This is a genomic window from Geodermatophilus sp. SYSU D00867, assembly GCF_054050315.1.
The window spans coordinates 147,437-171,216 of sequence record NZ_JBJGZC010000006.1 but is presented as its reverse complement, the minus strand read 5'-3'; the positions used below and the strand labels follow the sequence as shown (position 1 = coordinate 171,216).

Annotated in this window: 19 protein-coding genes; 8 read left to right on the top strand and 11 right to left on the bottom strand. The window is 77.0% G+C overall.

Annotation, left to right across the window (positions count from 1 at the left end; all coding sequences use genetic code 11):
* Position 1: 1 nt before the first annotated feature.
* From pcaG to ACI8AK_RS07735, 3 genes are all read right to left on the bottom strand, one after another.
* Positions 2-658, bottom strand: coding sequence for a protocatechuate 3,4-dioxygenase subunit alpha (gene pcaG, locus ACI8AK_RS07745; RefSeq protein ID WP_456955725.1), 657 nt, complete (start codon positions 656-658; stop codon positions 2-4).
* Positions 659-660: 2 nt separating this feature from the next.
* Positions 661-1,407, bottom strand: a complete 747-nt coding sequence (gene pcaH, locus ACI8AK_RS07740; protein WP_387989987.1) for a protocatechuate 3,4-dioxygenase subunit beta — start codon at positions 1,405-1,407, stop codon at positions 661-663.
* Between the two features lie 71 nt (positions 1,408-1,478).
* Positions 1,479-3,170 carry an FAD-dependent oxidoreductase gene (locus ACI8AK_RS07735; RefSeq protein WP_456955723.1) on the bottom strand — a complete coding sequence of 564 codons (1,692 nt, stop codon included), beginning with the start codon at positions 3,168-3,170 and terminating at the stop codon, positions 1,479-1,481.
* 194 nt (positions 3,171-3,364) lie between these two features.
* Between ACI8AK_RS07735 and ACI8AK_RS07730 the strand changes: the two genes are divergently transcribed.
* Positions 3,365-5,947, top strand: coding sequence for an ATP-binding protein (locus ACI8AK_RS07730; RefSeq protein WP_456955721.1), 2,583 nt, complete (start codon positions 3,365-3,367; stop codon positions 5,945-5,947).
* Here ACI8AK_RS07730 and ACI8AK_RS07725 read toward each other — a convergent pair whose 3' ends face one another.
* The gene (locus tag ACI8AK_RS07725; protein ID WP_456955719.1) at positions 5,948-6,781 is read right to left on the bottom strand and encodes an acetoacetate decarboxylase family protein; all 834 of its coding nucleotides are present in this window, start codon (positions 6,779-6,781) and stop codon (positions 5,948-5,950) included.
* Between the two features lie 80 nt (positions 6,782-6,861).
* Here ACI8AK_RS07725 and ACI8AK_RS07720 point away from each other — a divergent pair, with 80 nt between their 5' ends.
* Together ACI8AK_RS07720 and ACI8AK_RS07715 are read left to right on the top strand one after the other, a co-directional pair.
* Positions 6,862-7,638, top strand: coding sequence for an IclR family transcriptional regulator (locus tag ACI8AK_RS07720; RefSeq protein ID WP_387989976.1), 777 nt, complete (start codon positions 6,862-6,864; stop codon positions 7,636-7,638).
* Positions 7,639-7,704: 66 nt separating this feature from the next.
* Positions 7,705-8,871, top strand: a complete 1,167-nt coding sequence (locus ACI8AK_RS07715; protein ID WP_456903083.1) for a 4-hydroxybenzoate 3-monooxygenase — start codon at positions 7,705-7,707, stop codon at positions 8,869-8,871.
* On the opposite strand, the gene ACI8AK_RS07710 is transcribed toward ACI8AK_RS07715, so the two are convergent.
* The 4 genes from ACI8AK_RS07710 to ACI8AK_RS07695 are packed head-to-tail and all read right to left on the bottom strand — an operon-like array spanning position 8,868 to position 12,599.
* Positions 8,868-9,746, bottom strand: a complete 879-nt coding sequence (locus tag ACI8AK_RS07710) for a hypothetical protein (RefSeq protein WP_456955717.1) — start codon at positions 9,744-9,746, stop codon at positions 8,868-8,870. The genes ACI8AK_RS07715 and ACI8AK_RS07710 overlap by 4 nt on opposite strands.
* A gap of 9 nt (positions 9,747-9,755) precedes the next feature.
* Positions 9,756-11,237, bottom strand: a complete 1,482-nt coding sequence (locus tag ACI8AK_RS07705) for a mannitol dehydrogenase family protein (RefSeq protein WP_456955715.1) — start codon at positions 11,235-11,237, stop codon at positions 9,756-9,758.
* Between the two features lie 34 nt (positions 11,238-11,271).
* The gene (locus tag ACI8AK_RS07700) at positions 11,272-12,189 is read right to left on the bottom strand and encodes a ribonuclease Z (protein WP_456955713.1); all 918 of its coding nucleotides are present in this window, start codon (positions 12,187-12,189) and stop codon (positions 11,272-11,274) included.
* 26 nt (positions 12,190-12,215) lie between these two features.
* Positions 12,216-12,599 carry a TFIIB-type zinc ribbon-containing protein gene (locus ACI8AK_RS07695; protein WP_387989963.1) on the bottom strand — a complete coding sequence of 128 codons (384 nt, stop codon included), beginning with the start codon at positions 12,597-12,599 and terminating at the stop codon, positions 12,216-12,218.
* 63 nt (positions 12,600-12,662) lie between these two features.
* Between ACI8AK_RS07695 and ACI8AK_RS07690 the strand changes: the two genes are divergently transcribed.
* Positions 12,663-13,733, top strand: a complete 1,071-nt coding sequence (locus ACI8AK_RS07690; RefSeq protein ID WP_456955711.1) for a DUF3616 domain-containing protein — start codon at positions 12,663-12,665, stop codon at positions 13,731-13,733.
* 1 nt (position 13,734) lies between these two features.
* Here the strand turns inward: ACI8AK_RS07690 and ACI8AK_RS07685 are convergent, their stop codons facing one another.
* Positions 13,735-14,907: an MFS transporter gene (locus tag ACI8AK_RS07685; protein WP_456903086.1), complete on the bottom strand. Its 1,173-nt coding sequence runs from the start codon at positions 14,905-14,907 to the stop codon at positions 13,735-13,737.
* A 138-nt stretch (positions 14,908-15,045) separates the two neighbouring features.
* Here ACI8AK_RS07685 and ACI8AK_RS07680 point away from each other — a divergent pair, with 138 nt between their 5' ends.
* From ACI8AK_RS07680 to ACI8AK_RS07665, 4 genes are all read left to right on the top strand, one after another.
* Positions 15,046-16,701, top strand: a complete 1,656-nt coding sequence (locus ACI8AK_RS07680; RefSeq protein ID WP_456955709.1) for a carboxylesterase/lipase family protein — start codon at positions 15,046-15,048, stop codon at positions 16,699-16,701.
* 196 nt (positions 16,702-16,897) lie between these two features.
* Positions 16,898-18,073 (top strand): acyl-CoA dehydrogenase family protein, encoded by a 1,176-nt coding sequence (locus ACI8AK_RS07675; RefSeq protein WP_456903088.1) that lies wholly within the window; start codon positions 16,898-16,900, stop codon positions 18,071-18,073.
* A 7-nt stretch (positions 18,074-18,080) separates the two neighbouring features.
* Positions 18,081-19,232, top strand: a complete 1,152-nt coding sequence (locus ACI8AK_RS07670) for an acyl-CoA dehydrogenase family protein (protein ID WP_456903089.1) — start codon at positions 18,081-18,083, stop codon at positions 19,230-19,232.
* A gap of 91 nt (positions 19,233-19,323) precedes the next feature.
* Positions 19,324-20,571 carry a serine hydrolase domain-containing protein gene (locus tag ACI8AK_RS07665; RefSeq protein ID WP_456955707.1) on the top strand — a complete coding sequence of 416 codons (1,248 nt, stop codon included), beginning with the start codon at positions 19,324-19,326 and terminating at the stop codon, positions 20,569-20,571.
* 28 nt (positions 20,572-20,599) lie between these two features.
* Here the strand turns inward: ACI8AK_RS07665 and ACI8AK_RS07660 are convergent, their stop codons facing one another.
* Positions 20,600-21,421: an HDOD domain-containing protein gene (locus ACI8AK_RS07660; protein WP_387989944.1), complete on the bottom strand. Its 822-nt coding sequence runs from the start codon at positions 21,419-21,421 to the stop codon at positions 20,600-20,602.
* A complete protein-coding gene (locus ACI8AK_RS07655; RefSeq protein WP_387989941.1) occupies positions 21,418-23,481 on the bottom strand; it encodes a putative bifunctional diguanylate cyclase/phosphodiesterase in 2,064 nt (687 codons plus the stop codon). The genes ACI8AK_RS07660 and ACI8AK_RS07655 overlap by 4 nt, the downstream gene beginning before the upstream one ends.
* Positions 23,482-23,780 lie beyond the last annotated feature (299 nt).

The following is a 23,780-nucleotide window of genomic DNA, read 5'->3' as shown; positions in this document are numbered from 1 at the left end:
CTCAGAGGGCGAAGAAGACCGTCTCGCGGTCCCCCTGCAGGTGCACGTCGAAGCGGTAGCCGTCCTCGGCGGGCCGGGCGAGCAGCGTGGCCCGGCGGTCCTCCGGCAGCGCGGCCAGCACCGGGTCCGCCGCGTTGGCCTCGGCCTCGTCGGCGAAGTAGACGCGGGTGACGACGCGGTCGAGCAGGCCGCGGGCGAACACCGAGACGTCGACGTGCGGCGCCTGCAGGCCGCCCTCGCCGTCGGGCACGCGGCCGGGCTTGAGGGTGAACACCGCGAACTCGCCGGTGATCGTGGAGGAGCGCGCGTAGCCGCGGAAGCCGGGGTACGCCGAGGGCCCGCGCGGGTCCTCCGGCGAGGGGAAGCGGCCGTCGGGGTCGGCCTGCCAGGTCTCGACCAGCGCGTCGGGGACGGCGTCGCCGGCGCCGTCGACCACCCGGCCGCGGATCCAGAAGCCGCCGGGCGTGCCCTCGGCGGCGGCCCACGCGCCGTCCGGCCAGGTCAGGCCGATCGCGAGGTAGGGCCCGACGGTCGCGCTGGGGGTGGTGCCGAGCCGGAACGGCTCGGTCAGGAAGCCGGTGCCGCGCTGCCCGGAGCGGGGCTGGAAGGGGACGGCCGGGTCCGGCGGGACGTCCAGCGGGTCCACGATCGGGTCCACGATCACGCCACGTCCCCGTCGTCATCGGTCTCGAACGGCGTCTGGTCCGTGCCGCGCAGCACGATGTCCCACTCGAAGGCCAGCGCCCAGTTGTCCTGCGTGCGCTCCAGGGAGTGGCGGCTGACCGCCCGGTGCCGGGCCGCCGCGGGGATCGCGTTGAAGATCGGGTCCTGGCCGAACAGCGGGTCGTCCGGGAAGTACATCTGGGTGACCAGGCGCTGGGTGAACGCCCGGCCGAACAGGCTGAAGTGGATGTGCGCCGGCCGCCAGGCGTTGTGGTGGTTGCCCCACGGGTAGGCGCCGGGCTTGATCGTCAGGAACTCGTAGCGGCCCAGGCTGTCGGTGACCACCCGGCCCAGCCCGTCGAAGTGCGGGTCCAGGGGCGCGGGCCAGTTGTCGACGACGTGCCGGTAGCGGCCCGCCGCGTTGGCCTGCCACACCTCGACGAGCGCGTGGGGCACCGGGCGGCCGTCGCTGTCCAGGACCCGCCCGTACACGAGGATCCGCTGGCCGATCGCCTCGCCGCCGTTGCGCAGGGTCAGGTCGGCGTCCGCCGGCAGCACCCGGTCCTCGCCGAGCACCGGGCCGGTGACCTCGGTGAGCCGGTGCGGCAGGTCCACGGGCGTGCGCAGCGGCGCGCGCAGCGCGGTGCTCCGGTAGTCCGGGAAGCCGACGGGCGTCCGGGTCCCGTCGGGTTCGCGCAGGTACCGCGGCAGGACGAGCCTGCCCTCCGACGTGGTCCCGGTCATGGCGGGAACGTACGTCCGGGCGGCGGCGGCGGGCGAGCGTCGGGTCCCGTCCAGCGGAAGACGCCGGTCGGTCAGCGGGCCGCGGACGACGCCGCGAGGGAGGCCAGGTGGGCGTGCACGAGCGTCACCGCGAGCGCGCCCTCCCCGACCGCCGAGGCCACCCGCTTGACCGAGCCCTGCCGCACGTCGCCGGCGGCGAAGACGCCCGGCGTGCTGGTCTCCAGCAGCGCCGGCGGCCGGTCCAGCGGCCAGGCCGGCGTGACGTCGCCGCCGGCCAGCAGCGCCGCCCCGGTGAGCAGGAAGCCCCAGCGGTCGCGGGCCAGCGTCCCGGCCAGCCAGTCGGTGCGCGGCTCGCTGCCGATCATCACGAACAGCATCCCCGGCTCCTCGGTCTCCGCGCCGGTGTCCAGGTCGCGCAGGACGACGGTCTCCAGGACGTCGCTGCCGCGCCCGCCGGCCACCTGCACGCGGTACCGGACGTCGACCCGCGGCAGCGCCTCGAGCTCGCGGATGAGGTAGTCCGACATCGTCTCGGCGAGCGAGGACCGGCGGACCAGCACGGTCACCCGCTCGGCGTAGCGCGAGAGGTACACCGCCGCCTGCCCGGCCGAGTTGCCGCCGCCGACGACGAACACGTGCCGCCCGGCCATGGCCGGCGCCTCGCTGACCGCCGCCCCGTAGAAGACGCCGCGGCCGGTGAACGCCTCGAGCTCCGGCACGCCGACCCGCCGCCAGGCCGCGCCGGTGGCGATCACCACGCTGCGCGCCCGCACCGCCGTCCCGTCGTGCAGCGTGATCCGGTGCAGCCCGTCCTCGGTGCGCAGCGACGCGGCGGTGCGCATGAAGGAGAACGTCGTGCCGAACGCCCAGGCCTGCAGGTAGGCGGAGAACGCCAGCCGGCTGCCGCTCACCCCGGTGGGGAACCCGAGGTAGTTGCGGATCAGCGAGCTGGTGCCCGCCTGCCCGCCGACCGCCTCGCACTCCAGGTGCAGCGTGTCCAGCCCCTCGGAGGCGGCGTACACGCTGGCACCCAGGCCCGCGGGCCCGGCGCCGACGATCGCGACGTCGTGGACGGCGTCGGGGTCCAGCGGGTCGAACAGGCCGAACGCCTCGGCCACCTCGAGGTCGGTCGGCGCCTCGAGCACGGTCTGCTCGGGCCGGAACCGGACGACGACGACCGGCAGCCGCGGCTGCTCCAGCTCCAGGTCGGCGAGCATCGCGCGGCCCTCGGGCGAGCCGGCCTCGTAGATGCCGAGCGGGATGCGGTTGCGGGTCATCTGGTCGCGCAGGTGCTGGGCGTGCGGGTCCCACCGGTGCCCGATGATCCGCACCGCCTCGAAGCCGCCGCCGCGCCGCGAGGACCACTCGTCGAGGATCTCGGTCACCGAGCGGTGGAACTCCTCGTCGGGGCAGCCCTGCGGGGCGTACACCCAGCGGTCGAGCTGGCCGACGGTGATCGCCTCGAAGATCGGCCGGGCGGTCTCGAACGCGCCCCACCGGACCAGGGCCACGGCGATGGCACCGGGGTGCTCCGCGTGGCAGGCGCGCAGCACCTCCAGCCCGTCGGGGTCGTCCTCCCCGAGGCCGCCGAGGAGCACGGCCACCGCCGGGTCGCCCGCGGCGGACAGCGCGGCGTCCAGCTCGCCGCGGCCGGTCCCGGAGACGACGCGGTAGTCGCTGCCGTAGCGGCGCTCGAGCTCCCGGGTGGTCGAGGTCCGCAGGCCGGCGTCCCGGGCGACGACGGCCAGGGCGGTGCCGGTCACGACGCCGCTCCGGACGGGCGGGCGGGGACCGGGACAGGGGCACCGTGCACGGGGCTCTCCGGGTGCGCGCATCCCCCGTGCGGACCGTGGGCGCGGCCAGCCAACCACTCCCCCGGGCCCGCTGTCACCGGGTTCCGGGGCGCCTCCGCCGTCCCTAGACTCCGCGACGTCGGCGACCTCGGCAGGAGGTGCACGTGGCCGCTCCGGCGGGGACGCCCGGGATGCCGCGGACCATCGCGACGCCCGACCAGCGGCTGCGCGTCTTCGTCTCCTCCACCCTCGAGGAGCTGGCGGCCGAGCGGCGGGCGGTCCGCGACGCCGTCGCCCGGCTGCGGCTGACCCCGGTGATGTTCGAGCTCGGCGCGCGCCCGCACCCGCCGCGCGACCTGTACCGCGCCTACCTCACGCAGAGCGACGTCTTCGTCGGCGTCTACGGCGACCGCTACGGCTGGGTGGGCCCGGACATGGCGGTGTCGGGCCTGGAGGACGAGCTCGAGCTGTCCGGGGGGATGCCGCGGCTGCTCTACGTCCGCACGCCGGCGCCCGGCCGCGACCCCCGGCTGGCCCGGCTGCTGGAGCGGGTGCAGGCCGAGGGCGGCGTCTCGACCACGCCCTACCGCGACCCGGCCGAGCTCGGCGAGCTGGTCGCCGACGACCTCGCCGTGCTGCTGAGCGAGCGCTTCACCCGGTCGGTGCCGGCGCCGCCCGGGCTGGCCGCCGGGTGGCTGCCGACGCCGCCCACGCCGATGGTGGACCGCACCGCCGAGCTGGCCACCGTCACCGGGCTGCTGGGCGACCCGGCGGTGCGGCTGGTGGTGCTCACCGGGCCCGGCGGCATCGGGAAGACCCGGCTGGCGCTGGCCGCGGCCGCGGCGGTGGAGCCCGGCCGGGACGGCGTGTGGTTCGTCGACCTCTCCGGCGTCCGCGACCGCGCCGACGTGCCCGCGGCCGTGGCCGAGGCGGTCGGGGTGTCCGCCGAGGGCAGCCGCCCCCTGCTCGACCAGGTGGCCGACCGGCTGGCCGGCCGCCGGGCGCTGCTCGTCGTCGACAACCTCGAGCAGGTGGCCGGCGCCGCCCCGGACCTCGCGGCGCTGCTGGCCCGCTGCCCGCTCACCCAGCTGCTGGTCACCAGCCGCGCCGTGCTGCGGCTGCGCGGCGAGCACGACGTGCCGATCGAGCCGCTGCGGACGCCGGCCGCCGACGACGACCCCGGCTCCGCCCCCGCGGTCGAGCTGTTCGTGGCCCGCGCGCGCCAGGCCGACCCCTCCTTCGCGCTCACCGCCGCCACCGCCGGCCCGGTCGCCGAGCTGGTGCGCCGGCTCGACGGGCTGCCGCTGGCGGTCGAGCTGGCCGCGGCCCGGGTGCGCACGCTGCCGCCGCGGCTGCTGCTGGCCCGCCTGGACCGCGCGCTCGACCTCGGCGACCCCGACGTCGACGTCCCCGACCGCCAGCGCACCCTGCGGTCCACCATCGCCTGGAGCCACGACCTGCTCGACGAGCGCGGCCGGGCGCTGCTGGCGCGGCTGTCGGTGTGCGCGGACGGCTGCACCCTCGACACCGCCGAGGTGGTGGGCGCCGGCCGGGGCGAGGACGGAGCCGGCGACCTCGACGTCCTGGAGACGCTGTCGGACCTGGTCGGGCACAGCCTGGTCACCCCCACCGACACCGGCGACGGCGAGCCGCGGTTCCGCATGCTCGAGCTGGTCCGCGCGTTCGCCGCCGAGCGGCTGCGCGAGCGCGGCGAGGAGGAGGCGACCCGGGTCCGCTGGGCGCAGCACCTGGCCCGGCTGGGCGCCGAGGCCGGCGCGGGGCTGGCCGGCCCGGCCGCGCGGCTGTGGCGGGACCGGCTGGACGCCGAGACCGCCGACCTGCGCGCCGCGCTGCGCTGGGCGGTGGCCACCGACCGCGCGGACCTCGCCGTCCGGCTCACCGCGCCGCTGGTCCGCTGGTGGTGGGCGCGCGGGCTGCTGCCGGCGATGGCGGGGCTGGCCGAGCAGACGGCGGCGCTGCCGTCGGCGGCCGCGCTGCCGCCGGACCTGGCCGGCCGGCTGGCCTGGGCGCGGGCCGCGCTGCGGATCGCCCTCGGCGACCGGGCGAGCGCGGCCGGCCTGCTCGACGGCGTGGTCGACGACGCCCGCCGCCGCGACGACGCGTGGCTGCTCGGCCACGCCCTCGGCGCGCGGGCGATGAGCCTGTCCCCGGCCGACCCGCGCGTCGTCCCGCTGCTCGACGAGGCGCTGGACCAGCTGCGGCGCAGCGGCGACGGCTGGTCGGTCGCGTTCAGCGGGATGCTGCGCGTGGGGGTCGCGCTGGCCGGCGGGGACGTGACCGCCGCCGAGCGGGTCGCGGGAGAGGCGCGGGAGCTGGCCGCGGCGGCCGCCGACGACCAGCTCGCCGCGCTGCTCGGCGACGCCCTGGCGCTGGCCGCGCTGCTGGCCGGCGACCTGCCCCGCGCGCGGACCCGGCTGGACGAGGCCGTGGCGCTGCACCGGCGCACCCGCGACCTGGAGGGCGCGGCGACCTGCCTGGAGGTGCTCGCCGCGCTCGCCCTCGCCGAGGGCCGGCACGCCGCGGCGGCCCGGCTCGTGGGCGCCGCCGACGCCGCCCGCACCACCCTCGGGGTGGCCCGCTGGTCGCCGCACCAGGCGCTGGCCGACCGGCTGCGGGAGGCGCTGCGCGCCGCGCTCGGGGACGACGGCGAGGCGCGCGGGCGGGCCGCCGGCGCGGCGCTGGGCCCCTGGGCCGCGCTGGACGAGGAGCTGGGCGGGCCCTCCTGATCAGCCGACCGCGACCGGCGGGTACTGCGGCAGCGGCGCGGTCCCCGGGTGGGCCACGGTGAACCGGCCGAACTCGTCGTCCCGGCCGGGGTGCACGGGGGCGGGGGCGTCCGCCGCCCCGAGCGGCCGGCCCGCCGGCAGCGTGCTGCGGTACCCGACGGCGCGGAAGGCGGCCAGCGGCGCGAGGGACAGGCCGAGCGCGCGCAGCGCGTCGGCCACCGGGTGCTCCCCCAGCGCGAGCCCGGCACCCCCGGGCCGCGCCTGCCAGCGGGCGAGCACCGGGATCCGCGTCTCCAGCAGCCGCCCGCCGCGGACCGACCACAGCGTCCGCGCCGGGCTGCCGCGCAGCGCCGGGCCGCGGGCGCGCACGGTGTGCACCAGCACGCCGGCGCCGGCCTCCGACAGCCGGACCCGCTGCCGGCCGGGCTCGTCGACGAAGTCCATGTCGCCCAGCCACTTGGGCAGCCCCCACTCGGCGCGGCCGAGGTCCCGGGCCTCGCGGGAGGTCACCGGCAGCTGCAGCACGAAGCCGCCGACCGCCGGGCGGGCGCCGCGCACCGGCCGGCCCGCGACGACGCCCGCGGTCACGCCCACCTCGCCGTAGGGCGCCAGCACGCGCGTGCCGCCGTCGGCATCGGTCCAGGTGACCGTGCGGTAGCGGAAGGCGTGCACCGCGACGAGCGTGCGGCCGCCGGGCAGGGCGAGCGGCCGGAGCAGCGGCCGGCCGCCGTCGCGGGGCAGCAGCGCGGCGACCGCGCCGGCCGAGGCGAGGTGGTAGGAGCTGGCCACCGCCGCGTCGTGGTAGGCCAGCGGCAGCCGGACGGGATCGGTCACGCACCCCAGCCCACCGGGCCGGGACGCGCACCGGCAGGGTCCGAGGTCCTCCGGCTTCCGCTGGGTGGGAGACTGGTGGGGTGGCGGGCGGTGCGGGCGAGCGGGGGCGGTCGGTGACCTCCCGCGCGCTGGCCGTGCTCGACGCCTTCGACGCGAGCGCGCCGCGGCTGACCCTCACCGAGATCGCCGAGCGGTCGGGCACGCCGCTGACCACCGCGCACCGGCTGCTCGCCGAGCTCACCGGCTGGGGCGCGCTGGCCCGCCGCGCCGACGGCCGCTACGAGATCGGCCGCAAGCTGTGGGACCTCGGCCTGCTCGCCCCCGTGTCGCTCGAGCTGCGCCAGGTGGCCGCGCCGTACCTGCTGGACGTGCACACGGCCACGCGGGACACCGTCCACCTCGCCGTCCGCGACGGCCTGTCGGCGCTGTACGTCGAGCGCATCTCCGGCCGCGAGTCGGTGCCGGTGGTCAGCCAGGTGGGCAGCCGGCTGCCGCTGCACGCCACCGGCGTGGGCAAGGTGCTGCTCGCCGCCGCCCCCGACGACGTCGTCGCCGAGGCCCTGGCCGCGCCGGCCCGGGCCACCCGGCACACCGTCGTCGAGCCGGCCCGGCTGCGCCGGGAGCTCGCCGAGGTGCGCCGGCGCGGCTTCGCGCGCACCGCCGAGGAGATGTCGCTGGGCACGCTGTCGGTGGCCGTGCCGGTGCCGGTGGAGCGCGGCGGCAGCACCGCCGTGGCCGCGGCCCTGGGGATCGTCGTCCCCAGCCACCGGCGCGACCTCTCCCGGCTGGTGCCGGTGCTGGAGGTGGCCGCGCGGGGCATCGGCCGCGCGCTGGCCCGGGCCGCGCACCTGGGCTGACCGGCGCTTCCGCTGGGCGGCAGACCCAGGTGTCCCCCCGCGGACGGCCCGGGTCACACTCGCCGCATGCGCACCCAGGTGGGGATCATCGGCGCCGGCCCGGCCGGCCTGCTGCTGTCGCGGCTGCTCGCGCTGCAGGGCATCGACTCCGTGGTGCTGGAGAACCGCTCGCGCGAGTACGTCGAGGCCCGCATCCGCGCCGGCATCCTCGAGCAGAACACCGTCGACGTCCTCACCGGGGCCGGGATGGGCGACCGGCTGCACCGCGAGGGCCTCGAGCACCGCGGCATCCACCTGCAGTACCCGGGCACGCGGCACACGCTGGACTTCCCCGAGCTGTGCGGCCGGCGGGTGTGGGTCTACGGCCAGACCGAGGTGGTCAAGGACCTGGTCGCCGCCCAGCTCGCCGGCGGCCCGCCGCTGCACTTCGAGGTCTCCGACGTCGCGGTCGAGGACGTCGACACCGACAGCCCGCGCATCCGGTTCACCGACGCCGACGGGACGGCGCAGGTGCTCGAGTGCGACGTCGTCGCCGGCACCGACGGCTTCCACGGCCCGTCGCGGGCCGTCGTCGCGGAGGGCACCCGGCAGCGGCTGTGGGAGCGCACCTACCCGTACGCGTGGCTGGGCATCCTGGCCGACGCCGCCCCGGCCACCGACGAGCTGATCTACGCCTGGCACCCCGAGGGGTTCGCGCTGTACTCGATGCGCTCGCCGTCGGTGTCGCGGCTGTACCTGCAGGTCGACCCGTCGGAGCGGATCGAGGACTGGTCCGACGACCGCATCTGGGAGGGCCTGGCCACCCGCTTCGCGCACGAGGGCTGGGAGATCAACACCGGCCCGGTGCTGGAGAAGTCGATCCTGCCGATGCGCAGCTTCGTCAGCGCGCCGATGCGCCGCGGCCGGCTGTTCCTCGCCGGCGACGCCGCGCACATCGTGCCGCCCACCGGCGCCAAGGGCCTCAACCTCGCCGTCGCCGACGTCGTCCTGCTCTCCCGCGCGCTGGTCCGGCTGCTGCAGGAGAAGGAGACCGACCTCGCCGACGCCTACTCCGACACCGCGCTGCGGCGGGTCTGGCGGGCCACCCACTTCTCCTGGTGGATGACCTCGATGCTGCACACCACCGGCGACCCCTTCGACGCCGAGCTGCAGCTGTCGCAGCTGCGCCGGGTGTGCTCGTCGGAGGCCGCCGCCCGCGAGCTGGCCGAGAACTACACCGGCCTGCCGTACTAGCCGAGCAGCTCGCGCACCCGGCCGGCGGTGCCCGGCGCCAGCGGCAGGTGCGGCAGCACGCCGGTCACCTCCTCGGGCTCCAGTCCCTGCTCGGCCAGGACGGCCACCAGCCGGGCGGCGCCGTCCGGGGGCACCGGGGAGGGCAGGCCGGCGTCCCGGACGGCGGCCAGCGCGAGGAACAGCGCACCGGACAGCCCCTCGTCCGGCTCGGGCTCCGCGTGCGCCGGCGCCGCCGCGGCGTGGGTGGCGGCCTCGGCGGCGCGGACCAGCGACAGCGGCAGCCCCTCCGACTCCACCTCCAGCAGCGGCGTGCGGCCCAGCGCGGCCAGCACGAGGTGCTCGGCCTCGGTGCGCAGTGGCCCCTCCCACTCCATCGCGTGCACGACCTCGCCGAGGTCGGCGCCGTCCTCGCCGAGCTCGTCGAGCAGCTCGGCCCACCGCGCCGGCCGGGTGCGGCGGGCGCGGTCGGCGGCGAGCACGCAGGTCTCGCGCACGAAGGGCTCGAGGACCTCGCGGTCGAACCGGTCGGCGAACACGGTGCCGTCGGCGTCGACGGCGTTGAGCGCGTCCTGGAAGCTGCCCGGGCGGGCGTCGCCGAGCTCGATCCGGCCGTCCTCCTCGCCGGACAGCGGCTGCCCGGTGGCGGCGCGGTCGCCGATGGTGGTGCCGGTGGCCACCAGCCGGCCGCGCAGCCGCAGGTGGTGCGGCCGGTCGGACAGGCCCACCGCCCAGGCGCAGGCCTCGGCGATCAGCGCCGCGCGGCGCTCCCGGAGCACCTCGCGGCCGAGCAGGCCGACCCAGTCGACGTCGAAGGAGGAGCCGTCGAAGGAGGAGCCGTCGAAGGAGGAGCCGTCGGAGGTCACGCTGTCGAACACCCCTCCTTGCTACCCCTCTCGGAGCGGTCCGCGGAGCAGCGCCTCCACGGTGGCCGCCGCCCCGCGGGTGCGCAGCGAGTCCAGCGCGGCCCGGTAGGCGGCCGCGAAGCGGGGGCGGTCGCCGAGGTCGCCGAACAGCTCGCGGTCGGCCAGCGGCGCGAGCGGGTCCTCCCGGGACCGGCGCGCCGCGGCGACCAGGCGGTCGCGGCGGGCGTCGACGAGGCCGGCGGCGTCCCCGCGCCGCTCGAGCCCGTGCACCCACGCCGCGACCGCCGCCGCCGAGCGCCGCACCTCGCCGCCGCGGTCCAGGTTGGCCCGCAGCACCGGGAACAGGAACTGCGGCAGCCGGTCGGAGGCGTGCTCGACGATCCGGGCGAGGGTGTCGCGCACGTGCGGGTTGCCGAAGCGGGTGACCAGCTCGGCCCGGTAGCGGCGCAGGTCGGTGCCCGGGACCGGCGGCAGCGTCGGCGTCCCCTCCTCCTCCAGGTAGCCGACCAGCAGCTCGCGCAGCAGCGGGTCGCGCGTCGCCTCGTGCACGTGCTCGTGGCCGAGCAGCGGGCCGAGGTGGCCGAGCACCTGGTGGCCGGCGTTGAGCAGCCGCAGCTTCATCAGCTCGTACGGCACGACGTCACCGACCACCTGCACGCCGACGTCCTCCAGCGGCGGCCGCCCGGCCGGGAAGGCGTCCTCGAGCACCCACTGCGTCCACGGCTCGCACACGACCGGCCAGCGGTCCTCGACGCCGAAGGTGGCGGCGAGCCGGGCGCGGTCGTCGTCGGTGGTGACCGGGGTGATCCGGTCGACCATCGACGACGGGAACGGCACCTCCCGGGTCACCCACTCGCCGAGGGCGTCGTCGCGCAGCCCGGCGAAGGCGGCGAAGCTGCGGCGGGCCAGGGCGCCGTTGGCGGGCACGTTGTCGCAGGAGGCGACCGCGAACGGCGGGAGCCCGCGGGCGCGGCGGCGCACCAGCGCCTCGGTGACCAGGCCGAAGACCGTCGCCGGCGCGGCGCCCGGCCGGAGGTCGGCGACCACGGCGGGCGCCGTCGCGTCGAACTCGCCGGTGGCCGCGGACGCGTTGTAGCCGCCCTCGGTCACGGTCAGCGTGACGATCCGGGTGCCCGGCGCCGCCATCGCCTCGACCACCGCCCCGGGGTCGTCCGGCGCGAGCCGGTAGCCCACGAGCGAGCCGACCACCCGGGCGGTGAGGTGGCCGTCGGGGTGCTTCTCGACCAGCGTGTACAGGCGGTCCTGCGCGGCCATGACCTCGGCCATCCGCCGGTCCGCCGGCAGCACGCCGACGCCGCAGATCCCCCAGTCCTGACCCGCGCCGGCCTCGAGCAGCCGGTCGAGGTACAGCGCCTGGTGCGCGCGGTGGAAGCCGCCGACGCCGAGGTGGACCACCCCCGCCCGCACCGCGGCGCGGTCGTAGCGCGGCGTCCACACCGACGCGGGCAGCTCGGCCAGCGTCGCGGCGCTCAGCCGGGTCATCGGCGCTCCTCGGGGTCCGGGACGGGACCTCCTCCTACCCCGCCCGGGCGGGCACCGGCACGCGCTGGAGGTCGGTGGCGACGACGAGGTCGCCGTCGAACTCCTCCCGTGCCTCGTCCGTGAAGGCGCGCGGGTCGGCGTAGCGCTGGGAGAAGTGGGTGAGCACCAGCGTGCGCACCCCGGCCTGCGCGGCGACCCGGGCGGCCCGGCGGGCGGTGAGGTGCCCGTACCGCTCGGCCAGGGCCTCGTCGGCGGCGAGGAACGTCGCCTCGATCACCAGCAGGTCCGCGCGGTCGGCGAGCGCGGGGACGGCGTCGCACATGCGGGTGTCCATGACGAAGGCGAACCGCTGCCCGGGCCGCGGCGCGCTGACCTCGGCGAGCCGCACCGTCCGCTCCCCCACCCGCAGGACGCCCTCGCGCTGCAGCCGGCCGACGTCGGGACCGGCCACGCCCGCTCCGGCCAGGCGGTCCGGCAGCATGCGGACGCCGTCGGGCTCGGTCAGCCGGTAGCCGAAGGACTCGACCGGGTGGCTGAGCCGGCACGCCTCGAGGACGCCGGCGGGGTCGTCGGCCAGCCGACCGTCCCCGGACACCGGCTCCTCGCGGACCTCGGCGAGGTCGGCGAACGGGGTGGCGTGCCGCAGCCGGTCGAAGAAGACCTGCCCCGACGCCGGGTAGTGCGCGACCACCGGGTGCGCGACGCCGTCCAGCGACATCCGCTGGACGACGCCGGGCAGGCCCAGGCAGTGGTCGCCGTGGAAGTGGCTGAGCAGGATCCGGTGGACGGCGCTGCTCGGCACCCCGGTGAGCAGCATCTGCCGCTGGGTGCCCTCACCGGGGTCGAACAGGAAGCCTCGGCCGTCCCAGCGCAGCAGGTAGCCGTTGTGGTTGCGGGTGCGGGTGGGCGCCTGGCTCGCGGTGCCGAGCACGACCAGCTCCCGCGCCGCCACCCCCGCGACGCTACCGGCGCCGGCCGCTAGCCGAAGAGGTCGGACAGGAAGGACTCCTTGCGCTTCTTGCCGTGCGAGCCGTAGGAGCCGTGCGACGACGAGTGCGAGGAGCCGCGCACCGCGCCGAGCACCTCGTTCACCACGGCGCCGAGCCCCGCGCCGCCGGCGGCCGGATACTGGCCCCCGTGCTGCTGCGGTGTGCCGTGCTGCTGTGGCGGCTGCTGGGCACCGTGGCCGCCGGACTGCGCGGCGGCCGGCGCGGCGTGCCAGGAGTTCTCGGCGTCGATGAGCCGCTCGAGCTCCCCGCGGTCGAGGAAGATGCCCCGGCACTCGGTGCACTGGTCGACGTGGACGCCGTTGCGCTCGTAGGTGCGCATCGTGCCGTGGCACTTGGGACAGACGAGATCCATGCCGCACGGTACGACGCACGCGGGACCCCCGGAGACCGGGACCGCGTGCCAGGGTGCGCGCCCGTGAGGACAGAGCGCACGGTGACCCTCCGGTTCGGCACGGCCTCCCGGCGGAGCGCCACCCACACCAACCTCTCCGCCGTCCGCAGCGACGGGCCGGTCCTCTGGGTGGCCGGTGACGAGACCGCCACGATCGAGCGGCTGGTGGCCGACGACCCCGCCGACCCCACCTCCTACGGCGACCAGGCCACCTTCTCCCTCGCCGACCTCGTGCCGCTGCCCGGCGGCACCGGCCCCGGGGTCGAGGAGGAGGCGGACGTCGAGGGCCTCGCGCGCACCGGCGACGCGCTGTGGGCGGTCGGCTCGCACAGCCTGCGGCGCCGCCGCATCCGCGACGAGCACGACGGCGAGCAGGCGCTGCGCCGCCTGGCGCGGGTCACCGGCCAGCCGCGCCGGCAGGTGCTGGTGCGCATCCCGGTGGTCGACGTCGACGGGCTGCCCACCCTGGTCAAGGACGACGGCACCCGCAGCGCCGCCGTCTTCGGCACCCGCGGGAAGGACCTGCGCGACCTGCTCGCCGACGACGAGCACCTCGCGCCGTTCCTGCCGATCCCCGGCAAGGACAACGGCCTCGACGTCGAGGGCATCGCGGTCTCCGGCGAGCGCGTCTACCTCGGCCTGCGGGGCCCGGTGCTGCGCGGCTGGGCGGTGGTGCTCGAGCTGCGGCCGGAGGTCGACCGGCGCGACCCCGCCCGGCTGCGCCTGCGGAAGTTCCCCGACGGCCGCCGCTACCGCAAGCACGTGCTGCGGCTGGCGGGCCTGGGCGTGCGCGACCTGTGCCCGCAGGGCGAGGACCTGCTGGTGCTCGCCGGCCCGACCATGGACCTCGACGGCCCGGTGTACGTCTACCGCTGGCACCAGGCCTGCGCGGCGGAGGAGCCGACCGTCGTCCGCGGCGACCGGCTCACCCGCGAGCTGGCGCTGCCCTTCGGCGACGGCGACGACCACGCCGAGGGCATCGGCCTGCTCGGCCCGGCCGAGGACGGCCGGCTGCTGGTCGTCTACGACAGCCCCGCGCCGGCGCGGCTCACCGCCGACGGCGGCGTGCTGGCCGACGTCGTCCGGCTGCCCTGAGTCAGCCGACGCGGACCGGCCGGGCGGCGACGACCCCGGCCGCCGCCAGGCCGAGGCCGACGGCGAGCAGGAGCAGCAGCGGCGCGGTCCACCCGCCGGTCGCCTCCGACAGCGCGCCGACGACGACCGGGCCGAGCGCGCCGACGCCGTAGCCGACCAGCTGGCTCATGCCCGACAGCCGGGCCGCGGCGTCGGCGTCGGCCGCGCGCAGCACCACGAGGGTGACCGCCAGTGCGATGCCCGCACCCTGCGCCAGCCCGCCGACCACCGCCCACGCGGGCCACACCCCGGGTGCGGCGAGCAGCCCGGCGACCGGCACCACCCACAGCGCGGCCACGCCGAGCGCGAGCCCCGCCTGCCCGGGGCGGCGGGCGAGCACGGCCGGCACCAGCAGGCTGCCCGCGATGCCGAGCACCTGGTAGACGGAGGCGGCCACCGAGCCGGTGGCGGCGTCGGTGCCGGCGCGGTCGGCCAGCAGCGTCGGCAGCCACGCGGTGAGCGAGAAGTACAGCGTGGAGTGCAGCGCCTGCACCGCGGTCACCGCCCACGCGACCGGCGACCGCCACAGCGGCCGCGCGCGGGCGGAGCGGGCGGCCGGGACGGGAGCGGCGGCGTCGGCGTGCCGCGCGGCCGCCGCCCAGACGACCGCCGCGACGACGGCCAGCACCCCCTCCGCGGCGAGCGCGCCCCGCCAGCCCAGCACCGCCGCCAGCGGCGCGGTGAACGCCGCGCCCGCGGCGGCGCCGGCCACCAGGGCCGCGGTGTAGAGGCCGGTCACCGTGCCCGCGCGCCGGCCGAACCCCGCCTTGACCACGGCCGGGAGCAGCACGTTGCCCACCGTCATGGCCGCGCCGGTGAGGAAGGTGCCGGCCAGCAGCACGGGGGCGCCGTCGAGGACCCGCAGCCCCTGCGCGACCGCGAGCAGCACCAGCGAGCCGAGGACGGCCGCGCCCGCGCCGACCCGGCGCCCGACGGCGGCCGAGGCCGGCGCCAGCAGCGCGAAGCACAGCACCGGCAGCGTGGTCAGCAGACCCGCGGCGGCCGCGGAGAGGCCGAGGGCGGCGCGGACGTCGTCGAGGACGGGCCCGACGGCGGCGATCGCGCCCCGCAGGTTGAGCGCCGTCAGCAGGACGGCGGCCAGCAGCAGCCGGCCGCCGGGCGAGGCGGCCGGCACGCCCCCATCCTGCGCCGCCGACCGCGGACACGCCGGTTCCGGACCCGGTGCGGATCGTGAAACACGGGCCGCTAGTGTCCCAGCGGCCCGTGGTCCAGCTCACACAGCGGTGAGCTCGCGGGCGACCCAGGAGGTCCCGTGCGCATCCCCGTCCCGCGATCCCTCGGCCGGTCCGTCCTCGCCCTGGTCACCGGCGCCGTGCTCGTCACCGGCGCCGTCGTCACCGCCGGCCCGGCCGCCGCGGTGCCCGGCAACGGCAACGGCGGCGGGGCCGGCAACGCCGCCCCGACGCTCGTCCAGACCGACGAGGGCAAGCTCCGCGGCACCCGGCTCGACGGATACCGCACCTTCGAGGGCATCCGGTACGCCGAGGCGCCGGTCGGCGAGCGCCGGTTCCGCCCGCCCGTGCCGGTGCAGCCCTTCCGCGGCGTCGCCGACGCCACCACCCCGCACGAGCCGTGTGCGCAGCTGGCCAACGGCACGACCAACGCGTTCCAGACCTTCAACGAGGACTGCCTGTTCCTCAACGTCACCACCCCGGCGGGCCTGGACGCGGCCCGCTCGGACCTGCCGGTCATGGTGTGGATCCACGGCGGCTCCTGGGTCTACGGCAACGGCGCCAACTACGACGCCTCGACGCTGGCCGTCGAGGGCGACGCCGTCGTCGTGACGATCAACTACCGCCTCGGCCCCCTGGGCTTCATGGCCCAGCGCGACCTGTCCGCCGGCAACGGCGCGGTCGGGTCCGGCAGCGCCGGGCTGCTCGACCAGCAGGAGGCGCTGCGCTGGGTGCAGCGCAACATCGACGCCTTCGGCGGCGACCCGGACAACGTGACGGTCTTCGGCGAGTCCGCCGGCGCCTCCTCTGTCTGCGCCCAGCTGGCCTCCCCCACGGCCGCCGGCCTGTTCGACAAGGCGATCGCGCAGAGCTACAGCTGCACCGCCACCTACGACACGCTGGCCGCCGAGGAGGCCACCGGCCAGACCGTCGCGACCACCGTCGGCTGCGCCACCGCCGCCGACGTCGCCGCCTGCCTGCGCGCCGCGCCCGCCGAGGCGCTGCTGCGCGCCTGGCCCGGCGGCTCGTTCGTCGTCGGCGGGTCGTCGCTGCCCGAGCAGCCGGGGACCGCGATCGCGGCCGGCCGGTGGAACCGCGTGCCGGTCGTGCACGGCAACCTGCAGGACGAGAACACGCTGTTCACCCCGCTGTCGCTGACCGAGACCCAGCGCCAGGCGCTGCTGTCGGCCGACCCGGCCGTGTACACGGCCACGCTGCAGCAGCGGTTCCCGGGCCGGGCCGAGGCGGTGGCCCAGCGCTACCCGCTGGCGGAGTACGGCTCGACGCTGCGGGTGCTGGCGGCCGTGGCCAGCGACGTCGGCAGCGCGCTGTCGACCTGCACCCACGTGGCGGCCCACGACCTGCTCCGCGGGCAGCAGCCGTCGGGGGTCTTCGCCTACTCGTTCCGCGACCAGGACGCCCCGGCCCTGCTGGACTTCCCGTACGACCCGGCGCGGTACGACGAGGGCGCCCAGCACGCGGGCGAGCTGCCGTACCTGTTCCCGGGCCTGTTCGGCGGCCCGCTGACCGCCGAACAGCAGGCGCTGTCGACGACGATGGTCCGCTACTGGACCAACTTCGCGGCCACCGGCGACCCGAACGGCCGCGGCGTCCCGGCGTGGAACGCCTACCGCACCCCGGCCGACGTCCAGGGCCTGGACGTCGCGTCGCAGGGCGGCGTCGGCCCGGTCGACGTCGCCGCGGACGCGAACTGCGCGTTCTGGGCGACCCGCTGAGCACCTGAGCAGGGCGCCCGGGCACCACCCCGGGCCCCGGGAGCGGCACGTCCGGTGACCGCCACCCGGGGCCCGGGGCACGTCCCGCCCCACCCGTCCCACGCTCCGAGAGCCGGATCTACTGATCGGTAACGAATGTGGGATCGTCGAGGAACACGTCGAGACGGCGTCACACCGCCGTCAGGAGAGAGGTCCCATGCGGTTGCAGCTTTCCCCGGAGATGGAGGCCTTCCGGGATGAGATGCGCACCTTCTTCACCACCCAGGTGCCGCAGGAGATCCGCGACACCGTCGCGGCCCACCGCCACCTGACCCGCGACCAGTACGTCGAAGCCCAGCGCGTCCTCAACGCCGCCGGCCTGGCCGTGCCGCACTGGCCGGTCGAGTGGGGCGGCCGGGACTGGACGCCGCTGCAGCGCCACATCTGGCGCGAGGAGATGCAGCTCGCCAACGTCCCCGAGCCGCTCGCCTTCAACGCCAGCATGATCGGCCCGGTCATCGCGACGTTCGGCAACCAGGAGCAGAAGGAGCGCTTCCTGGCCAAGACCGCGAACCTCGACATCTGGTGGTGCCAGGGCTTCTCGGAGCCCGACGCCGGCTCCGACCTCGCCTCGCTGCGCACCACCGCCGTCCGCGACGGCGACGACTGGGTGGTCAACGGCCAGAAGACGTGGACCACCCTCGGCCAGCACGCCGACTGGATCTTCTGCCTGGTCCGCACCGACCCGACCGCGGAGAAGAAGCAGCGCGGCATCTCGATGCTGGTCTTCCCGATGGACACCCCGGGCGTGACCCTCCGCCCGATCCAGCTGATCGACGGCGGCCACGAGGTCAACGAGGTCTTCTTCGAGGACGTCCGCGTGCCCGCCGAGAACCTGATCGGCGAGGAGAACCGCGGCTGGGACTACGCCAAGTTCCTCCTCGGCAACGAGCGCGTGGGCATCGCCCGGGTCGGCGCCACCAAGAAGCTCATCGCGCAGGCCAAGGAGCACGCCCGCGAGGTCGTCGTCGCCGGCCGGCCGCTGTCGCAGGACCCGCGCCTCACCGCGCGCATCGCCGAGCTGGAGAACGAGCTGCTGGCCCTGGAGCTGACCGCGCTGCGCGTGGTCGCCAACTCCGCCGACGGCAAGCCGCACCCGGCCTCCTCGGTGCTCAAGCTGCGCGGCTCGGAGCTGCAGCAGGCCGCCACCGAGCTGCTGGTCGACATCGCCGGCCCGCTGTCGGTCGCGTCCTTCGCCGACGGCGGCTCGCAGGTTCCCCAGTGGGCCCGGGTGGCCACGCCGGAGTACCTGAACTACCGCAAGGTCTCCATCTACGGGGGCTCCAACGAGGTCCAGCGGACCATCATCGCCGGCACGATCCTGGGGCTGTGAGCTAGCAGTGGACTTCCAGTACGACAGCGAGCAGAACGACCTCCGCGAGGCCGTCGCGGGCCTGCTGGGCCGCGCCTACGGCGACAGCGAGCGGCGCCGCCAGGTGGTCGCCACCGACCCCGGCTTCGACGAGAAGACCTGGGCGCAGCTGGCCGAGATGGGCGTCCTCGGGCTGCCCTTCGCCGAGGAGGACGGCGGCATGGGCGCCGGCCCGATCGAGGTGGCCCTGGTGGCCGAGGAGATCGGCCGGGTGCTCGCGCCCGAGCCGTTCGTCGAGGCCGTGGTCCTGGCCGGTGGCCTCGTCGCCGCCGTGGGCACCGCGCAGCAGCGGGCGGCGGTCCTCGGGCCGCTGTCCGAGGGCGGCAGCGTGCTCGCGTTCGCGCACGCCGAGCCCGGCACCCGGTGGAGCCCGGCGGCGTCGGCCGTGACCGCCACGCAGGACGGCGGCACCTGGCGGCTGACCGGCGTCAAGGAGCCGGTGCCGGGCGGCGCCCGCGCCGACGTCCTCGTCGTCAGCGCCGTGACCGAGGGCGGCACCGCGCTGTTCCTCGTCCGGGGCGACGCCGAGGGTCTGACCCGCACCGGCTACCGCACCCACGACGGCACCCGCGCGGCCAACGTCACCCTCGACGGCACCCCGGCCGAGCTGCTCGGCGAGGGCACCGCGGACCGCACCGCCGACGTCGAGCGGGCGCAGGCCCTGGCCCGGATCGCCTACAGCGCCGAGGCCGTCGGGGCGATGGACACCGCGCTCAAGACGACCGCGGAGTACCTGAAGACCCGCAAGCAGTTCGGCGTCACGCTTAACCGGTTCCAGGCGCTGACCTTCCGCGCGGCGGACATGTACGTGTCCCTGGAGCTGGCCCGCAGCACCGCGCTGTGGGCGAGCATGGTGGCCGACACCGGCGGCGACGTCGTCACCGCCGCCGACCGCGCCCGGCTGCAGACCAGCCGCGCCGGCCGGCACGTCGGCAAGGAGGCCATCCAGCTGCACGGTGGCATCGGCGTCACCGCGGAGTACTCGGTCGGCCACTACACCAGCCGGCTGACCGCGATCGACCACCTGCTCGGCGACGGCGACTGGGCCGCCGACCGGCTGGCGTCGGCCGTGGACTCCTACCCGACGGTCGACCCGCTGGGCGCCCCGTACACGGGCTGACACCCCGCAGCAGCAGCCGGCGGCCGGCGTCCCCTCCGCGGGGGCGCCGGCCGCTGCCGTTCCCGCCGGCCGACCACCTAGGGTCCGGCGGGTGCTCGCCTGGCTCCTGGTCCCCGCCGTGCTCGCGACGGTCCTCGCCTGGGCCGCGGCGCGGCTGGTCCGGCGCCGCGCCCGCGGCCGCCGTGGCGGGCGGCTCGCCGCCGTCCTGGTCGCCGTCCTCGCCTGGCTGGCCGTCGCGGCGGGCGGGCTGCAGGTGTGGGCGCGGGCGTCCCTGGACTCCTCCGGCATCGCCCGCGCGATCGTGTGGATGGACGCCGACGTCGACGACCGGCTCCGGTTCCCCGAGCTGCCGGTCCCGGCCGGCGGCACCCCGCTGCCGGTGACCGCCGGCTCCCTTCCCGCCGGCGTCCTCGACGAGGTCACCGTCCCCGGCGGCGGCACCGAGGACCTCGCCGCGCTGCTGGACCGCACCCAGACCACGGGCTTCGTCGTGCTGCGCGGGAACGAGGTGCTGCTCGAGCGGTACGGCGCCGGCGGCACGCGGGAGACGCCGATGACGTCGTTCTCGGTGGCCAAGTCGGTGCTGTCCACGCTGGTCGGGCTGGCGATCGACCGCGGCGCGATCGGCGGCCTGGACGACCCGGTCACCGACCACGTCCCCGAGCTGCTCGACCGCGACCCCCGCTTCGGCGCCATCACGCTGCGGCACCTGGTGACCATGTCGTCGGGCCTGTCCTACGAGGAGGAGGGCCTGCCCTGGAGCGACGACGCGCTCACCTACTACGACGTCGACCTGCGGCGGCTCGCCCTGTCGGCCGAGGTCGCGCAGGAGCCGGGGCGGGAGTGGCTGTACTGCAACTACAACCCGCTGCTCGTGGGCCTGGTGCTCGAGCGCGCCGTCGGCGAGCCGGTCGAGGACTTCGCCGCCGAGGCGCTGTGGGGCCCGATGGGCGCCGAGGCGGACGCGAGCTGGAGCGCCGACAGCACGGCCAGCGGGTTCCCCAAGATGGAGAGCGGGTTCAACGCCGTCGCGCGGGACTGGGCCCGGTTCGGGCTGCTGTTCGCCCAGGAGGGCCGCGCCGGCGACCGGCAGGTCGTGCCCGCCGCGTGGGTCGCCGAGGCCACCGCCCGGGACACCTCCGCCGACCCCGCCGAGCACTACCAGTACTGGTGGTGGGTCGACACCGAGCGCGAGGGGCGGTTCTACGCCCGCGGCAACAAGGGCCAGTACGTCTACGTCGACCCGGCCACCGACGTCGTCGTGGTGCGGCTCGGCCGCGAGGAGGGCGCCGACGACTGGCCGGCGGTGCTCCGCGACGTCGCCGACCGGGTGGGCTGAGCGGGCGGCCCCTGCAGGGGCCGCCCGGTCAGTCGCCGACGATGGCGCGGCGCAGGTCCTCGGCGTCGGCGCGCACCTGGTCGAGCACGGCCGCGACGCCGTCCTCGCGCAGCAGCCCGCCGCTGAGCCGCTCGACCGGCACCGGCACGTGCTCCGGGTCGGCGTGGCGGGCGCCGAGCTCGAACGCGACCCGCAGCAGCGTGCCCTCGGCGGAGGTGGGGTCGTCGACGGCGGCCAGCGGCGCGACCATCGCCGGCGGGAAACCCCACTGCTCCAGCGCCACCGCGGACAGCCGCAGCGCGGAGATGCCGTACCGGCACACCTCCGCGGTCCGCCGTGCGGCGAAGGGACGCTGCCCGGCGGCCAGCTCGCGGTAGCCCTCCTGGTCGGCGGCGTGCAGCAGCGCCACGCCGACCTGGGCGAGCAGCCCGAGGCACAGGGCGTCCTGCGGCCGGCTGCCGAAGCGCGGGGCCAGTGCGGAGGCGGCCAGCGCGATGCCGGTGCTGGTCTCCCAGAACCGGTCGGGCAGCTGCGACTCGTCGTCCAGGCACGTCAGCGCGACCGTCGCCATGGTGCGGACCGCGGTGAACCCGATGACGGTGACGGCGAACTGCAGCGTCGTCGCCCGCCCGCTCATGCCGAAGTAGGCCGAGTTGGCCAGCTTCATCACCCGGCCGGCCAGGGCGACGTCGGCGGCGAGCACGTCGGCGAGGGTGCGGGCGCTGGCGTCCTCGGTGTTGGCGACGGCGACCACCTGCGCGGCGACCGGGTGCTGCGCGGCCATGGTGTCGATGCCGGCGAGCAGCCGGTCCAGGTCCACCGCGGGGCGGGACAGGGGCACCGCGGTCACCGGGCACCCACCCAGGTGGCGACGGCCGCGCCGTCCATCGGCTCGGCCAGGGAGAAGCCCTGCAGGTAGGTGGCCCCGAGCTGGCGCAGCGCCACGGCCTGGGCGGAGGTGGCCACGCCCTCGGCGACGGTGGACAGCCCCAGGCTGCGGGCCAGCGCGATGACGGCGCTGGCGATCTCGACGTGCCCGTCGGCGAGCTCGGCCACGAAGGACCGGTCCACCTTGAGGCAGTCGACCGGCAGGTGGCGCAGGTAGGCCAGCGACGAGTAGCCGGTGCCGAAGTCGTCGATCGCCAGCGCCACCCCGAGGTCGCGCAGCCGCTGCAGCAGCGCACGGGCGGCGGCGGGGTCGGTCATGAGCGCGGACTCGGTGATCTCGATCGACAGCCGGGCCGGGGCGACGCCGTGCCGGTCCAGGGCGGCGACCACCTCGCCGGGCAGGCCGGCGTCGAGCTGCAGCGCCGAGACGTTGACGTTGACCTGGGGCGGCGCGGCCGCGCCGAGCGTGCGGTCCCACTCGGCCACCTGGCGGCACGCCTCGTCGAGGACCAGCAGCCCGAGCGCGCCCACCAGCCCGCTCTCCTCGGCCAGCGGCACGAACGTCGCGGGACTGATCGGGCCGCGCTCGGGGTGCACCCAGCGGGCCAGCGCCTCGACGGCCTCCAGCGAGCCGTCGGCGGCGGAGACGATGGGCTGGTAGTGCAGGCCGATCCGCCGCTGCTCGATGGCGTCCCGCAGGTCGGCGACCAGCCGCAGCTTGTCGCGGGCCTCGGCGCGGCCGGCGCGGTCCAGCACCCGCACCCGGCCCTTGCCGCCGGCCTTGGCCTGGTACATGGCGATGTCGCAGTCGCGGACCAGGTCCGCGGCGTCGGCGTGCTCGGGGGCCTGCACGGTGACGCCGACGCTGCAGTGCGGCCGGAACCGCACGCCGGCCAGGTGCACCGGCACCGCGAGCGCGGCGACGATGCGCTCGGCCAGCGCGGCGGCGTCCGCCTCGTCGACGTCCTCGCAGACGACGACGAACTCGTCCCCGCCGAAGCGGGCGACCAGGTCGCCGGGGCGGACCGTGGCGCGCAGCCGCCCGGCGACCTCCACCAGCAGCTCGTCGCCGGCCTCGTGGCCGAGGGAGTCGTTGACCACCTTGAAGTCGTCGAGGTCCAGGAACAGGCAGGCCAGGCCGCGGCCGCCGGCGGTGAACCGGCCGGCGAGGTGCTGGTCGAGCAGGGTGCGGTTGGGCAGGCCGGTCAGCGGGTCGTGCTGGGCCTGGTGCGCCAGCCGGGCCTCGAACGCCATCCGGTCGGTGACGTCCTCGACGGTGCCGAGGAAGCCCGCGCCCGCGCCCGGGGTGAACACGTGCCCGAAGCGCAGCACGGTGGTCCGCTCGGTGCCGTCGGGGCGCACCAGGCGCGCCAGCACCTCGCCGTCCCCGCCCTCGAGGACGGCGGCCACGACCTCCACGACGGCGCCCAGGTCGTCCTCGTGCACGCAGCCGGTCCACCCGGTGCCCAGCAGGACCTCGGCGGGCCGCCCGGCCAGCCGGCAGAACGCGTCGTTGACGTGCGCCAGCCGCATGCCCTGCTCGGACAGCAGCGTCGGGACCGGCGAGCGCTCGCTCAGGGTGGCGAAGCGGCGCTCGGCGGCGTCGGCGCCGGCGCGCGACACCCGGTCGGCGTTCCCGGCCCCGGGCGTGATCGCCAGCGTCCACGCGTCCCCGGCCGGCGCGGGGGTCGCCCGCACGACCGCGTCGGTCAGGCCGCCGTCCGCGGTGCGGACCGGCAGGGCCAGCCGGGAGGTGTGCTCGCGGCGCAGCAGCAGCGGGAGCTCGCCGGCGGCGAGCGTGGGGACCAGGTCGGTGACCGGCCGCCCGGCGAGGTCCTCCGGGGCGGGACCGAGCAGCCGGACGGCGCCCTCGTTGGCCCAGGTGACCCGCGGCGCGTCCCCGATGGTCTCGGCCACGAGCAGGGCGGTCCCCTCGCCCCCCGCCGCCGCGGAGAAGACCGCGGCCACCACCTCCGGGGTCACGGCACCGGCCGGACCCGTGACGGGCGGGCTGGCGGGCACGGGCGTCCTCCTCGACTGCGTCGGCCTGCACGGTCGGTGTCCCCGCACGGGGACACCCCCGCTGCGTCGGCACCCAGGGGGCCGGACTGCAGCCGGGGACGCCGTCCCCTCACCCCGAGGGGTGGGTCCGGGCCGCCTGCGATCCGCGTCACGATCGGGTCCCGGGGGGCGAGGGATGCCGGGTGCGCCTGTCACCATGCAGCCCCGGGGTGGCGAGAGCCCGCCTCCCCCGCAGCACCACCCAGGCCCGCCGGCAACGACGCCGGCCCGAGCTGTCGTTGGAGTGCGCGTGCTCATCG

What these genes read in the sequence shown, in the direction of transcription:
- pcaH (WP_387989987.1), bottom strand. Translation starts at nt 1,407, where the DNA reads ATGACCGGGACCACGTCGGAGGGCAGGCTCGTCCTGCCGCGGTACCTG.
- ACI8AK_RS07715 (WP_456903083.1), top strand. Translation starts at nt 7,705, where the DNA reads ATGCGCACCCAGGTGGGGATCATCGGCGCCGGCCCGGCCGGCCTGCTG.
- ACI8AK_RS07705 (WP_456955715.1), bottom strand. Translation starts at nt 11,237, where the DNA reads ATGACCCGGCTGAGCGCCGCGACGCTGGCCGAGCTGCCCGCGTCGGTG.
- ACI8AK_RS07695 (WP_387989963.1), bottom strand. Translation starts at nt 12,599, where the DNA reads ATGGATCTCGTCTGTCCCAAGTGCCACGGCACGATGCGCACCTACGAG.
- ACI8AK_RS07675 (WP_456903088.1), top strand. Translation starts at nt 16,898, where the DNA reads ATGCGGTTGCAGCTTTCCCCGGAGATGGAGGCCTTCCGGGATGAGATG.